Source organism: Vibrio sp. 10N.222.52.C12, from assembly GCF_041474215.1.
Lineage (GTDB): Bacteria > Pseudomonadota > Gammaproteobacteria > Enterobacterales > Vibrionaceae > Vibrio > Vibrio crassostreae_C.
Genome location: NZ_JBFRTR010000049.1, coordinates 52,227 through 64,954, shown reverse-complemented (window position 1 = coordinate 64,954; position 12,728 = coordinate 52,227). Strand labels below are relative to the sequence as shown.

Genomic DNA, 12,728 nt, shown 5'->3' with positions numbered 1-12,728 from the left:
ATATATTGACCTTGCAGGCTACAGTTGTAAGCTTAAATTGATGTAGGTCAGTGGTTTAGGTAATAAAAAAGGGTCGCATAATGCGACCCTTTGGGGATTACTTATTAGCTTATATTAGAAGCTACGGCTGTATTGAAGACCAACTAAGATAGCATCAGCATGAGTTGTTGCTTCTATTGATGAAATTGTAGTTCCTGATATTTCAGTAGTTTCATTGACTTTTACATCATCACCCAGTAGGTAAGTGAAGCCGAAATCTACGTTTGAAGCTGTATCAATGTGGTATGTGAAGCCAGCAGAGAACCATTGACGATCAGAATCTGGTACCGAAACTGATGTAATACTATCTTGGGCACTTGTGTCGTACATGTAACCGGCACGTAATGTCCAATCTTGATTCATGTAGTAAGTTGTACCAAGAGCGTAATGCATCCCATCTTGCCATTTATACTCATTTAACTCACCGGCTTTGTCAGCCTCTAGTACGTCAAATGCGCTCCAACCAATCCATTGAACGCTGTAGTGAACAGCAAACTTAGAGTCTGGTAGCATATGGTAACCAGAGAACTCAATCATGCTAGGTAACGGCATGTTTAATGTATCGTTTTTGTATGTTGCGTTAACAACATCTCCTGTTGCTGGGTTCACTCCAATACCAGTAATATCACCTTCAGCTTCTAGAGTTGGGCTGTAACGATATGCTAAGCCAAATCTATTGTCTTTATCTAGCTCGAAAACTGTACCCAAGTTAAAGCCTACAGCCCAACCGTCAGCGTCTGCATCTAGAGCTGTGTATTCTTGAACACCTGTAGGGTTTGCTACATTATTAGGCAGCGTAATTTTACGCTCAAGCTTACCTTGTCCATAGATGAAGTCTAAACCTGCACCAAAGCTCCACTGTTCATTCAAACGGTATGAGCCAGCTACCCCTAAGTTCATACTTTTAACGTCAGTTAGGCCACCATATTCAGAACCTGCAAACGAATCGTCAAACTCAGTTTTAGTACCAAAGTTAGTGTAGGCATTGACGCCCCATGCAAATTGGTCATTAACAGGCACAATTAAGTGGATGTTAGGTGCGATAGAAGTATCACCCGCATCATCATAGTTTGAAGGTGTTAAACCAGTTAATGCGCTAGTGTAAGTGGCATCTTTGACTTCAATTTTCGAAGTGATCGAAGTGAAACCTAAAGATAGTTCAACTTTATCAAACAGTGCCATTGCCGCTGGGTTACGAGCCATTACTGACGCGTTATCTGCGATTACTGCATCACCAGCAAAAGCACGGCCAAGGCCGGTAGCTGATTGTGCGTTAAGTTGGAAACCTGCTGCCATCGCTTGCGAAGACGCCAGTGTAATTGTTACTGCTAAAAGAGACTTTTTAAACAGACGCGTGTTGTTGGTAGTCATTCATTTATTCCTTTATATATCCGCCTCTACAGGGCGATTAATTTGAGCAATTGCTCAATGGTGGCTGATCCTATTCGCAAGTATACGATATACAAATCCGACCATTGGGAATTTTGAGTGGAAAATTATGGAAATGACGCCTATCTGGCACGAAAATGGTGTGAAATGCTGTTTTTTAGAGTTTTAACTCTAGAGGTATTGGTGGTGTGAATGGTTTTGTGGTTTATTTATAAATAAAGCCCAGCAATATCAGTAATATAATTGCTGGGCCTTTTGTGACGGGGCTTTAAGAGCGAATTAGCTCATTGGTTTGATCATTTTTGTCAGCTTTTCGGCGATTTTGGAAACATCCTCACCATTTTCACCCACAAGGATTAAGCTGCTGCCATCTACGGGTGTTACCGAGCCGGACATGCCTTTTTCATCAAAATCGATAGGTTTGTCTGTTGGAATACCGGTTAAAAACAGTGTTACTTTGCCTTTTGCGCCTTGGAAGACCATATGTACTGCGTTGGATTTACCAAAGCCACAGTGGTTTAGGTAATAAACATGGTAAGGGAAAGCGTCATCAAACTGAAAAGCAAATGGGTTCATTTTTGCGTTGATCTGCTGCGATGTAACCTGTTCATCGATGCTACTAACAAAACTCTTCTCATCAACAACATGCTTCATCGCTGTATCAACTAAACTAGCTTGCGCAGGTGAAACGAATGCATTTCCCCAATTCACTTGGCCAACTAATAAACCTGCAACGAATGCTACTGAGGCGGCCATTGCCATTGCTCGTCTCGCAAACGTTGGCCTTACTACTTTGCTTTCTTCGCTTGAGGTCTGATTGAACAGAATACGATCAGCAAGATCGTCTGGCACATCCACATTCATCGCAGAGTGGATCTGTTTATCAAGCGCTAGTACATCGTCTAAGAAGTTACTATTGGCTTCGCTATTCGCGGTCGCATCAACAATATCTTGTGTACGTTGTTTAGGTTCCGACAATACACGACGACGAAATTCCAAATCATCCATTATGTTGCCCCCTCTCTGCCTCTTCTGTATCCAACAGCTCTTTCAACTGATTTCGAGCTCTGAATAAACGTGTCATCACCGTGTTTTTGTTGAGATCGAGAATATCGGCAATCTCATCACCACTAAAACCACCAATCACTTGCAAGAAGAGAGGTTCACGGTAATCAATTTCAAGTTTCATGATCTGGGCTTGCAACCACTGATGCTGATGGTGCGGGTCATCACTGACACTAGCATCGTTACCGTGATCGTCGATATCAACCAGATCAAACTGTTTGCGTTCAAAACGTCGAGCGTTCTCGCGTCTCAAGATGGTAATCAGCCAAGATTTGGCGGCTTTTTCATCTTGAAGGCTATCGAGTGACTTCCATGCACGAAGGCAAGTTTCTTGAACTAAGTCTTCGGCAATGCTTTTGTCTTTGCATAACCAATAGGCGTAGCGAAAGAGGTCACGATGATAGGCGCGCACAAGTGCTTCGTATTTTCTTTGTTTGTCCATATCAGAGTTGACCGGACGCTTGGCTGTTTTCTTTCCAAACATTTTTATTATTGACACACGAGCCTCCATAATTGCTCTGCGTATAGCTGTCCTCTATACGTTGTGCTTCGTTTTTATATTTTTAGAGCTAACGATCGGCAGGAAATCGTAAAATCACATTAAAATTGATCTACTTCAAAATCTAAGGCCTCGAACCCGTTATAGTACACCTTGTCGTCTAGTTAGTCATTCGTGGCTAGCATGTTGAGCAAGACGACACTTCCTTTTGAAGGCTGACTTTACTTTCTCCTAATCAGGAAACTGATTATTTCAATTGGCGCTAAGTTAATTGCTTTATATACATTCCAACCACACAGCTTTGTGTGGTTTTTTTTTGCCTTCAGAAAATACTCTGATACAAAACCATCGACTCTTTACCCACACATAACAGTCTCAACTAGCAATAGTTTAGTCTCTTAGGACAACCTTTCCCCCAAAAAGGTTCGCCTGAATGTGCAGTTATATTTTCAAACAGTGAGATACTCGTATCACGTTTATTTAAACGCTCGTTTGATTTAATTAACAACTTCTTTACAATGCTTCAGGTCAGACCTCTTAACTTTAAGGAGAAAGCATGGGCAAACAGGAAGTCAAAACGCGTTCTGGAGAACGTGTTGCCGTTGTCGCTGGATTACGAACCCCATTTGCTCGTCAGAGCACAGAATTTAGCCAAGTGCCTGCGGTTGACCTAGGCAAAATGGTTGTGAGCGAAATGCTTGCAAGAACGGATGTCGATCCTGCGCTTATCGAACAAGTTGTGTTCGGCCAAGTAGTGCAAATGCCAGAAGCGCCGAACATTGCGCGTGAAATCGTGTTGGGCACAGGCATGAACATCAATACCGATGCCTACAGTGTCACACGAGCATGTGCGACCAGCTTCCAAGCGGCAGTTAACGTGACCGAAAGCATTATGGCTGGCACGATTGATATCGGTATTGCGGGCGGTGCGGACTCTTCTTCTGTATTGCCTATCGGTGTTTCGAAAAAGTTAGCGGCAAATCTATTAGCGCTGAGTAAAACGAAAACTATGGGTCAAAAGCTGAAAATTCTTAAAACACTTTCCGTAAAAGATTTGATGCCAGTACCACCTGCAGTTGCTGAATACTCGACCGGTTTATCCATGGGACAAACGGCTGAGCAAATGGCTAAGACGCATGGTATTACTCGCGAAGCTCAAGATGCACTTGCTCACCGTTCTCACTCTTTGGCTTCTCAGGCATGGAAAGAAGGCAAGATTAAAGACGAAGTGATGACGGCATTCCCGGCACCTTACAAAAAGTATCTAGCGGAAGACAACAACATTCGCCACGACTCAACGGTTGAAGGATACGCCAAGCTACGTCCTGCTTTTGATAGAAAGTACGGCAGTGTAACGGCAGCCAATGCTACGCCACTGACTGATGGCGGTGCAGCAGTGATGTTGATGCGCGAAGGTAAAGCGAAAGAACTAGGCTTAGAAGTGCTTGGTTATATTCGTGGTTATGCGTTCTCAGCGAATGGTGTTGAAACAGATATGTTGATGGGCCCGACTTACGCGACCTCACAAGTATTAAAGAACACCGGTTTAGAGTTGTCAGACCTTACACTGATCGAGATGCATGAAGCATTCGCTGCCCAAGTTTTGGCTAACGTTAAAATGTTCGCGAGCGATGAGTTTGCACAGAAGAATCTTGGCCGCGACAAAGCGATCGGTGAGATTGATATGGAGAAGTTCAACGTGCTGGGTAGCTCGATTGCTTACGGACATCCGTTTGCAGCGACTGGCGCGCGCATGATGACTCAAACATTACGTGAACTGAAACGTCGCGGTGGCGGCTTGGCATTGAACACAGCTTGTGCGGCTGGTGGTTTAGGTGCAGCAATGATCTTGGAGGTAGAATAATGTCTACGACTCTTGATGCAACAACAGAAAAAGAAACAGTCGCTCAACCAGATTCAACCTCTGCGACTGAATCAACCAAAAAGAAAGCGACAGCATTTACTCTCAATATCGATGAGCAAGATATTGCTTGGTTAGCGATTGATGTACCAAACGAGAAAATGAACACGCTGCAAGCGGCTTTTGCTGAAGAAATGAAAGCCATCTTCGAGCAACTCAAAGAAAAGCAAAGCCGAGTTAAGGGCCTAATCGTTCATTCTCTTAAGCCAGATAACTTTATCGCTGGTGCTGATGTAAGAATGCTTGATGCGTGTAAAACGGCTGACGAAGCACAGTCTCTGGCTCGCCAAGGGCAGGAGATGTTCCAAACGCTTTCTGAACTACCGTACCCAGTAGTCGCAGCGATTCACGGCCCATGTTTAGGTGGTGGTTTAGAGCTTGCACTGGCGTGTGATTACCGTGTATGTACCGATTCAGATAAGACTCGCGTTGGTCTGCCAGAAGTACAGTTAGGTCTGTTACCAGGCTCTGGCGGTACACAGCGTCTACCTCGCCTTATTGGTTTGCTGCCATCTCTTGACCTAATCCTTACGGGTAAGCAACTGCGCGCTAAGAAAGCGAAATCGCTCGGTGTTGTCGATGCTTGTGTGCCTGAAACTATCCTGCTTGAAGTCGCTAAAAGCTTTGTTGAAAAGAATACGGGCAGTAAAAAAGGTAAGCGCCTTGCGTCGAAAAGCCAAGCGTCGACCAAAGAAAAGCTGATTTCACGTAACGGCCTTGGTCGTAAAGTGATTTTTGAACAAGCTTCTAAGAAGACCAATCAGAAAACACGCGGCAATTACCCAGCAGCGGATGCGATTTTAGACGTGATTCGTTATGGCCTTGAGAACGGCTTTGATAAAGGTCTTCAGTATGAAGCGAAGCGTTTCTCAGAACTGGTTATGACTTCAGAGTCTAAAGCCCTTCGTTCGATTTTCTTTGCAACCACGGAAATGAAAAAAGAACACGGCGCAGACGCAGAACCCAAAGCGGTTAAGCGTGTTGGTGTGCTAGGCGGTGGTCTTATGGGCGCAGGCATCAGCCATGTCAGTGTTGCTAAGGCGAAAGTGCCTGTACGCATTAAAGACGTATCAAATGAAGGTGTACTGAACGCGCTTAACTACAACTTCAAGTTGTTCGATAAGCAGCGTAAGCGTCGCATTCTGAGCCGAGCGGGCCTTGAAAGTAAGATGCTTCAACTGTCTGGTGGTATCGACTTTACGAGCTTTAATCACACCGATGTGGTGATTGAAGCGGTATTTGAAGACCTCGACCTTAAGCAGTCAATGGTTGCGGACATCGAAGCCAATGCCAAGCCAGAGACTATTTTCGCGACGAATACGTCTTCATTGCCGATCCATAAGATTGCGGAGAAGGCGCAGCGACCAGAAAACGTGGTCGGTCTTCACTACTTCAGCCCAGCCGAAAAAATGCCGCTAGTAGAAGTTATCCCTCATGAAACTACGTCAGAAGAGACGATTTCTACGGTTGTTGCATTAGCGAAGAAGCAAGGTAAAACGCCGATTGTTGTGAAAGACACGGCTGGTTTTTATGTGAACCGTATTCTTGCTCCGTACATGAACGAAGCAGCGCATTTACTGCTAGCGAACGAGCCGATTGAAAAGCTCGACAGCACGTTATTGGACTTCGGTTTCCCGGTTGGTCCTATCACTTTATTAGATGAGGTGGGTGTTGATATCGGTGCGAAGATCATTCCGATTTTAGTGAATGAGCTTGGCGATCGTTTCCAAGGTCCTGATGTGTTCGATATTCTTTTGAATGACAATCGTAAAGGCCGCAAGAGTGGTAAAGGTTTCTACACTTACAAAGGCAAGAAGAAGGAAGTGGATAAGTCAGTTTACAAGCTGCTTAAGCTGCAACCAGATCCTAAGTTGAGCGATAACGATATCGCGATGCGCTGTGTGTTACCTATGCTAAACGAAGCGGTTCGTTGTCTAGACGACGGCATTATCCGCAGCCCTCGTGATGGTGATATCGGTGCGATTTTCGGTATCGGTTTCCCGCCATTCCTAGGTGGTCCGTTCCGTTATATGGATCAAATCGGCATTAAGTCACTGGTTGAGATGATGAACGATTTCGCTAAGAAGTACGGTGATCGTTTCGCGCCATGTGATGGCCTACTGACACGTGCTGGATTGGGTGAGTCTTTCTACAAGTAACTCTCTAACTCATTGATTAAGAAGCCCGTATCAAGCAATTGATGCGGGCTTTTCTGTTTTATGAACGAGTGTGAAAGGAATGAGATTCCCGACTCAGTCGTTCCTCCTTCTCGGGAATGATGATTGAGAGATAAAAAGTAAGTTATTGCGTTGATTAGAAAGGTGGTCAAACACACGTCAATCAAAACTACCGTCATCTCCTAAAGCGACGAAGGAGCGTAATAGGAGATCTGCTTTTGGACTGCATCCAATAAAAAAGGTTGATGCTTTCACATCAACCTTATGATTTTCATTCCAGCTTTATCAGCCTAGCTCAGTATCTTTCGGGCGTAACTGAAACTCATCAATAGAGCCAATTTCAACACCTGCTGACAGCTTCTCTTCCTCATTATGAGCATTACCGTGAGCATGCATAATCAGGCGATTTGCCGTGCGTGGTTTTAGCTGGCTAACCACAAAACGCATCATGTCTGAGCGAGTTAACCCCTTAAGGTCTTCCAATACGCGCTCTCTCTGGTTGAACTCAACATCCTTATTGCCTATCGCAACCCATAAGCGCTGAGCTCGCCCTCGCAAAGTCGTATCTGGTGCCGAAATCTGATTCCAGAGACCGCGCTTACTGCTGTGCCATTGATAGTCGTTAAGCTCCAACAGCACCATGTAAAAGGCATTGAGGAACTCATCTATTGAAGCTAACAAGTCAGCAGGGGCGGCATTCGGTGATTGCACATACAACACAATACCAGGGTGTCGGTTGAGCGGCATATTGCCAGTACCGACCATGTAACCTAGCTGCTGCTTGGTTCGTATCTCATGGAAGAAAGTGGCCGACATCAAATGGTTTGCCAATGAATACAGCGCGATATTTTTAGGTGAAATATCAGGGCATTGGTAATAAACCAAAATTGCTGAATCATCTTGGTTACACACCACTTCACGTTGGAAGCTGCCGTTTTCACCGAGCATGATGAGCGGACGCAGTGATTCTTCGTAAGCCTGATCTTGAACACGCAGTGCATCTTTTAGCGTTTCAGCCATCTTGTGTGCATCGGCTTTTTTCCAGTCGCCATACACAAACATCTCAACATGAAGTTCCGCCAAGATTGCTTGAACAAAAGAGGAGAGCTCATCGACCTCTATCGTTTCTAGGGCTTCAATTAACACGGAATAGGGCGGGTTATTTGGTTGAAGTATCCCAGTCATTGCATTAAACAACTGCGAAATAGGGCGATCTTGCGACGCGTTGTTCCAGTTTCTGAGCAATTGATGCTTGATGGTTTCGAAGCGTGTTGGACTAAAGTCGCGTGCTTGGAAACGTTCAAGAATCATATTGAGCAGTTGTGGCTGTTTCTCGCTAAACCCGGACAGAGTGAGCGTTACACCGCCCTGATGGGTGTACATGTTGTAGCCCATTCCGGCGATTTCAGCCTGATACGTATCTTTTTCGAGTGAGTCTAAGAACATTTCTACACACAAGCGTGTTTTAACGATATTTCTTGGGCTAGCGACTGAGTGCGGGCTATCGATAGCAACATACACCACACCTTTTGGCACCCGGAATTGATGGTCTTGCAGATGCCATAGCTTAAAGCCATCGAGCTCTTCTAACAGTTGTGGGAACTTAGCGTCACCTTCGAGTTCAGTCGGGTCTAGATCGTAGCAAATAAACGGGTTTTTGCTTGGGAGTTCAAACTGCCAACCGGGGTTAATGCACGTAAAGCATTGAACTTGTTCAGCGCTAAAAGGTGTGACCGAGTAGGGAGTAAAGTACCACTTCGCTTCCCTGTCATACTCGAATCCCTGAGCAACAATGGTCGCTCGCATGTTGTCTACGGTTAAGTAAGGCAGCAAAGAACGCTGTAATTCGTCATCGAAATGCGACATTTTGTAATCGCCATACACCACATCTTGCTCTTGGTAGTGCTGCATGTTGATGACGAGGTGGCTGACGACATCAAGCGGTCTTGCTGGCTCTTGAAAGCGGAAAGCAGACTCTAAAACGGCGCGTTTTTCTAGGTAGCGCCACTCTTCTATGCCTTGTTGTTCGACTAACTTGATGTACTGAAATATCGCTTGGATGATGTTATCGGTTTTGGTTAAACCTTCTATGGTCAATGAGCAACTGACTGTGAAATCACGGTAGTTACTGCCACTCGCGCCACCACCTGCAGAGAGAGATGTTATCCAGCCTTTCTCTTTGAGTTGCATCATCAAACTGCCTTCACCTTCGTAACCTAAAAGGTGGGCAAAGAACGACAAAGGCTTAACGCCGTAGTGTTCGTCCATGCTTGGCATCGGGAAGGTTAAGATCAGTTTGCGCACTTCTTTAATCGGCTCAACGCGGACTTGTACACCCGTACTTAACTCGCCGACAATCGGAACTTCAACCTTTTTGCCTTGTAGGTTGTGATTGGTGATTGAGCTAAAGCGATCCTCAACCCAGCTTTGCATCTCATCTAACGACTGATTGCCAGACAGTGTCAGTGTCATCAAGTCAGCAGAGTATTGTTGCTGGTGGAAAGCCAAGATCTCTTGTCGAATCGTCTCGCCGTTTCTGTCACCCAACGTATCGATATTACCGACAGAAAACTTCGAGAATGGGTGATTGTGATTCACCAGTTCTTTGGTAACTTGGTACAAGCGTCGTGAGTCGTCGTTGAGTTTCATCTTGTATTCGGAGTCAACGGCTTGGCGTTCTTTGTCTAACGCTTCTTCGTTGAAAAGGGGAGCGGTAAAAAATTGGCTGAAGCGATCGAGTGCGGTTTCAAAGGCATTCAATTCAACATCAAAAAAGAAGCAGGTGTGCTCTGTTCCTGTCCAAGCGTTGTTGCTACCGCCATGCTGGCTGATAAAACTTTGGAACTCTCCGACCTTTGGATACTTTTCAGTTCCCAAAAATAGCATATGCTCTAAGTAGTGAGCTAAACCCTCTCGGTCTCTAGGGTCATCAAAATGCCCCACATTGACGGCTAATGCGGCTGCTGCTTTTTGAGCATTTTGATCCTGAACTAACAGTACACGTAACCCGTTATTTAAGGTTATGTAGCGGTATTGATGTTCATCATTTGGGCTTAAGTGCACAGGAGCATCTCCAGAGAAGGTGGTTTTTAAATTATGTACCCGATGATTCGGCGTGCAAACCTTGTGATCATATTTTGGGATATGAAGTGCTTTTTGGCGATTTCTAAATCACTTTTATCGATTTTTATCAGTAATTTATTTTCTTTTAACAAGATTGTTAAGAAAGTCGAACTCTTTGGCAAGTGACTTGATATAATTATTTATATTGACTGCGGTTTCTCTGGATTGAGAGCCAAACCTAAGTAGCGTTTCGCTGATATATGGGATATATCGACTTTCGACATGTTACGAAGACAGGATTGAACATGAAAATATTCATTATGCGCCACGGTGAAGCAGAACATTTTGCCAACTCGGATGCAGAAAGAGCGTTGACCAAGCGCGGGAAAATGGCTTCTCTTGCCGTGGCACAAGCTGCAAATGAGCAGGGGATTAGTCAATTCGATAAAGTGCTGGTGAGCCCATATTTAAGGGCACAAGAAACGTGGTTAGAGATCTCTCAGGCGTTTTCTGGAAAGAAAGTAGAAACCTTTGATGATATTACGCCTTATGGAATGTCCGACGATGTGTTTGATTTGACCTTAGCAATGGCTGAAGTAGAAAAACTAGAGACCATTTTATTTGTTTCTCATTTACCTCTAGTTGGCTACCTAACTGCAGAGTTTGCAACAGGCATGGCGCCGCCTATGTTTCCCACTTCGGGCCTAGCGTGTATCGACTTCAACCTTGAGACACAAAAAGGTGAGTTGCTTTGGAACATCAATCCATAAGCTCGTTGAGCTCTGTTTGATGACAAAGTTGCAGACAATTAGAAAGGGCATCTCAATATGATTGGGATGCCCTTTGTTGTTTTTTGGTGAGAGAGAGTTTGTTAACCAGAATTACTTCTCAGGAACCGAAAGCAAGACTAACAGCGCGCCATTGCCGCCAAACTCTAACGGCGCTTGGTGGAAAGCCATCACGTCTGGGTGCTGTGCTAACCACAAAGGCACCTTCTGTTTAAGGATGTGTTTACCGATACCGTGTTGAACACAGGCACACGCCACGCTCTCTTTCACGCAGTGCGCAATCATCGCGCCAAGCTCACGTTTGGCTTCTTGTTGAGTCATACCATGCATATCGAGATACACGTCAGGCACGTAGACACCACGACGGAGGCGCTTGACCTCATATTTAGAGACATCATCACGCGCATAACGCGTCGGACCGTCTTCGCTAAGATGCGGAATGAACTCATCCGAGAAATAAAACTCGCTATCACTGGCTTGTCTTGCCGTTCGAGTAATTTCTTTTTGCTTGGCATTTCTTTTTGGCTGCTGGACTATGGTATCCTGTTGCAACTTTTTAACGCCCTTTACTGCATCGTTGAACAGGGCGAAATCGTCATCGAAGTCGGTGTCTTTTTTGCTCATCAGGTTATGAATTCTAATTAGAAACGTAATTAGCAGTATTGTAGCGCTTTTCGGAGACAATTTTGGATAAGATTTTTGTAGAAGAAGCGGTATCAGAACTACACACGCTTCAAGATGTGATTCGTTGGACTGTTAGCCGCTTTAACGCAGCGGGCCTATTTTATGGTCACGGCACTGATAACGCGTGGGATGAGGCAGTACAACTTATCTTACCTACTCTTTATCTGCCGATTGATGTTCCTTCGCATGTGATGAACTCTCGTCTAACGAGCAGCGAACGTCTACGTATTGTTGAGCGCGTAATCAAGCGTATTAATGATCGTACACCAACGGCTTACCTAACCAACAAAGCTTGGTTCTGTGGTCTTGAGTTCTTCGTTGATGAGCGCGTTCTTGTGCCTCGTTCTCCAATTGGTGAGCTGATCGAAGCTCAATTCCAACCTTGGTTAACTGAAGAGCCAACTCGCATCATGGATATGTGTACGGGTAGTGGTTGTATCGCTATTGCTTGTGCTCACGCATTCCCAGACGCTGAAGTAGATGCGATTGATATCTCTACTGACGCATTGCAAGTTGCAGAGCAGAACGTTCAAGATCACGGCATGGAGCAGCAAGTGTTCCCAATCCGTTCAGATCTTTTCCGTGATTTGCCAAAAGAGAAATACAACCTGATCGTATCTAACCCACCTTACGTGGACGAAGAAGATATGAACAGCCTGCCAGATGAGTTTACTCACGAGCCAGAACTTGGCCTAGCAGCGGGTACAGACGGTCTGAAATTGGTTCGTCGCATCTTAGCTAATGCACCAGACTACCTAACTGACGACGGTATTCTTATCTGTGAAGTTGGTAACTCAATGGTTCATATGATGGATCAGTACCCAGAGATTCCATTCACTTGGATTGAATTCTCTAACGGTGGTCATGGCGTATTCATGATCACTCGTGAGCAGCTTGTTGCTTGCGCTGATGAGTTCTCTATCTACAAAGACTAGGTTTCAATTATTAGGTTAGTGCCCCTATCTTAGGGCTGTAAGCTTAGAACCTGACATCTAGTAAGACGTTCGATTTGAAACGTTTTTATTTAAACGCCATGCAGCAATGCATGGCGTTTTTTATTGCCTAGATTAAAGATGTTTGCATTTATATCGAAGACGTTAAGC

The 12,728-nt window shown here is 44.8% G+C and carries 9 protein-coding genes; 4 read left to right on the top strand and 5 right to left on the bottom strand.

Annotated elements, in window-relative coordinates; genetic code table 11:
• Positions 1–114: 114 nt before the first annotated feature.
• From AB4623_RS09575 to AB4623_RS09565, 3 genes are all read right to left on the bottom strand, one after another.
• Positions 115–1,410 carry an outer membrane protein transport protein gene (locus AB4623_RS09575; RefSeq protein WP_372146267.1) on the bottom strand — a complete coding sequence of 432 codons (1,296 nt, stop codon included), beginning with the start codon at positions 1,408–1,410 and terminating at the stop codon, positions 115–117.
• A gap of 297 nt (positions 1,411–1,707) precedes the next feature.
• Positions 1,708–2,436, bottom strand: a complete 729-nt coding sequence (locus tag AB4623_RS09570; protein WP_017060647.1) for a DUF3379 domain-containing protein — start codon at positions 2,434–2,436, stop codon at positions 1,708–1,710.
• Entirely contained in the window at positions 2,429–2,977 is a 549-nt protein-coding gene (locus tag AB4623_RS09565) for a sigma-70 family RNA polymerase sigma factor (protein ID WP_017060646.1), read from the bottom strand. The genes AB4623_RS09570 and AB4623_RS09565 overlap by 8 nt, the downstream gene beginning before the upstream one ends.
• Positions 2,978–3,548: 571 nt before the next feature.
• On the opposite strand from AB4623_RS09565, the gene fadI reads away from it, so the two are divergent.
• Positions 3,549–4,856, top strand: coding sequence for an acetyl-CoA C-acyltransferase FadI (gene fadI, locus AB4623_RS09560; RefSeq protein WP_372146265.1), 1,308 nt, complete (start codon positions 3,549–3,551; stop codon positions 4,854–4,856).
• Complete coding sequence (gene fadJ, locus AB4623_RS09555) at positions 4,856–7,072, top strand: fatty acid oxidation complex subunit alpha FadJ (RefSeq protein ID WP_102332825.1); 2,217 nt, start codon at positions 4,856–4,858, stop codon at positions 7,070–7,072. Before fadI ends, fadJ begins: the two co-directional genes overlap by 1 nt.
• A gap of 303 nt (positions 7,073–7,375) precedes the next feature.
• On the opposite strand, the gene AB4623_RS09550 is transcribed toward fadJ, so the two are convergent.
• The gene (locus tag AB4623_RS09550; RefSeq protein WP_372146263.1) at positions 7,376–10,153 is read right to left on the bottom strand and encodes an insulinase family protein; all 2,778 of its coding nucleotides are present in this window, start codon (positions 10,151–10,153) and stop codon (positions 7,376–7,378) included.
• A 305-nt stretch (positions 10,154–10,458) separates the two neighbouring features.
• Here AB4623_RS09550 and sixA point away from each other — a divergent pair, with 305 nt between their 5' ends.
• Positions 10,459–10,923 (top strand): phosphohistidine phosphatase SixA, encoded by a 465-nt coding sequence (gene sixA, locus AB4623_RS09545; protein WP_372146261.1) that lies wholly within the window; start codon positions 10,459–10,461, stop codon positions 10,921–10,923.
• Positions 10,924–11,034: 111 nt separating this feature from the next.
• On the opposite strand, the gene smrB is transcribed toward sixA, so the two are convergent.
• Positions 11,035–11,565 carry an endonuclease SmrB gene (gene smrB / locus AB4623_RS09540; protein ID WP_017064096.1) on the bottom strand — a complete coding sequence of 177 codons (531 nt, stop codon included), beginning with the start codon at positions 11,563–11,565 and terminating at the stop codon, positions 11,035–11,037.
• A 62-nt stretch (positions 11,566–11,627) separates the two neighbouring features.
• On the opposite strand from smrB, the gene prmB reads away from it, so the two are divergent.
• Positions 11,628–12,560: a 50S ribosomal protein L3 N(5)-glutamine methyltransferase gene (prmB, locus tag AB4623_RS09535; RefSeq protein ID WP_017060640.1), complete on the top strand. Its 933-nt coding sequence runs from the start codon at positions 11,628–11,630 to the stop codon at positions 12,558–12,560.
• The last annotated feature ends 168 nt before the right edge of the window (positions 12,561–12,728 follow it).

Coding starts and splice junctions, on each gene's coding strand:
- AB4623_RS09575 (WP_372146267.1), bottom strand. CDS start 1,410: ATGACTACCAACAACACGCGTCTGTTTAAAAAGTCTCTTTTAGCAGTA.
- fadJ (WP_102332825.1), top strand. CDS start 4,856: ATGTCTACGACTCTTGATGCAACAACAGAAAAAGAAACAGTCGCTCAA.
- sixA (WP_372146261.1), top strand. CDS start 10,459: ATGAAAATATTCATTATGCGCCACGGTGAAGCAGAACATTTTGCCAAC.
- AB4623_RS09565 (WP_017060646.1), bottom strand. CDS start 2,977: ATGTTTGGAAAGAAAACAGCCAAGCGTCCGGTCAACTCTGATATGGAC.
- fadI (WP_372146265.1), top strand. CDS start 3,549: ATGGGCAAACAGGAAGTCAAAACGCGTTCTGGAGAACGTGTTGCCGTT.
- smrB (WP_017064096.1), bottom strand. CDS start 11,565: ATGAGCAAAAAAGACACCGACTTCGATGACGATTTCGCCCTGTTCAAC.
- AB4623_RS09570 (WP_017060647.1), bottom strand. CDS start 2,436: ATGGATGATTTGGAATTTCGTCGTCGTGTATTGTCGGAACCTAAACAA.